General features: G+C 69.4%; 1 protein-coding gene and 1 pseudogene. Both read right to left on the bottom strand.

Annotation, left to right across the window (positions count from 1 at the left end; translation table 11 throughout):
* Window positions 1-1,100, bottom strand: a 1,100-nt coding sequence (locus G3N97_RS38800; protein ID WP_205997998.1) for an MFS transporter, incomplete at its 3' end; no start/stop codon positions are given.
* Window positions 1,101-1,175: 75 nt separating this feature from the next.
* A pseudogene (locus G3N97_RS39885) lies at window positions 1,176-1,334 on the bottom strand (extradiol dioxygenase); the annotation flags it as partial.

The following is a 1,334-nucleotide window of genomic DNA, read 5'->3' as shown; positions in this document are numbered from 1 at the left end:
GCCGCGATCGAGACGGCGGCGGCCACCCACGGCAGCGCATCGAGCGCGAGGCCGCGCGTGATGACGAGACCGCCGAGCCACGCGCCCATCGCGTTGCCCACGTTGAACGCGCCGATGTTCAGCGTCGAGGCCAGATTCGGCGCGGCGGCGGCCTTCGCCACCACGCGCATCTGCAGCGGCGGCACGGTCGCGAACGCCGCGATGCCCCAGACGAATACCGTGATCGCCGCCGGAATGGCCGCGTGGCTCGTCTTCGTGAAGATCGCCATGACCACGGCGAGCGCGATCAGAATGCCCATCAGCGACGGCATCAGCGCACGGTCCGCGAGCTTGCCGCCGAGCATGTTGCCGAGCGTGAGGCCCACGCCGAACAGCACGAGCATCAGCGTCACGCCGCGCGGCGAGAACCCGCTCACCTGCTCCAGAATCGGCGCGATGTAGGTGAACACGACGAACACGCCACCGAAGCCCAGCACCGTCATGCCGAGCGCGATCCACACCTGCGGGTCGCGCAGCACGCGCACTTCGTGGCCGAGTCCGACCGGCGCGTGATCGTGCAGATTCGGCACGAGCGCGGTCACGCCGATGAGCGAAATCACGCCGAAGCCACTGACGATCCAGAACGCCACGCGCCAGCCGAACTGCTGGCCGATCGCGGTGCCGAACGGCACGCCGAGCACGGTCGCGAGCGTGAGGCCCGTGAACATCATCGCGATGGCGCTGGCGCGCTTTTCCTGCGGCACGAGCGAGGCCGCGACCACGGCGCCGATGCCGAAGAACGAGCCGTGCGCGAACGAGGCCACGACGCGCGCGACCATCAGCAGCGAGTAGTTGTCGGCGACCGCGCACATCACGTTGCCGACGATGAACACGCCCATCAGCAATTGCAGCGCGAGCTTGCGCGGCATGCGGCTGGTGAGCACGGCGAGCAGCGGCGCGCCCACCGCGACGCCGAGCGCGTAGCCGGTGACGAGCAGGCCCGCGGCGGGAATCGTCACGCCGAGATCGCGCGCGACGTCGGGCAACAGGCCCATGATGAGGAACTCGGTGGTGCCGATGGCAAAAGCGCTGATCGCCAGCGCGAGCAAGGGAATAGGCATCGAAATCTCCAGATCACAGCCGGGGTGTTGCGTTGTGTTGGTGCGCGCTTCAGGTCGGCGCGCGGAGGTCGGAGATCAGGCCGCGTCGTCCGCCGCCGTCACGAACTCGACCACCACGCCCGGCGCGAGCGCGACGAACGCCTGGCGCTCGCCGCTCAGCGGCACGTCGGCGAGCTGATATGGCACGCCATGCGAGCGCAGCCGCGCGAGAAATGCGCGCCATTCGTCGCCGGG

It is taken from the genome of Paraburkholderia sp. Ac-20347 (genome assembly GCF_017104805.1).
Taxonomy (GTDB): Bacteria; Pseudomonadota; Gammaproteobacteria; order Burkholderiales; family Burkholderiaceae; genus Paraburkholderia; species Paraburkholderia tropica.
This window is presented reverse-complemented; position numbering and strand designations above follow the sequence as displayed.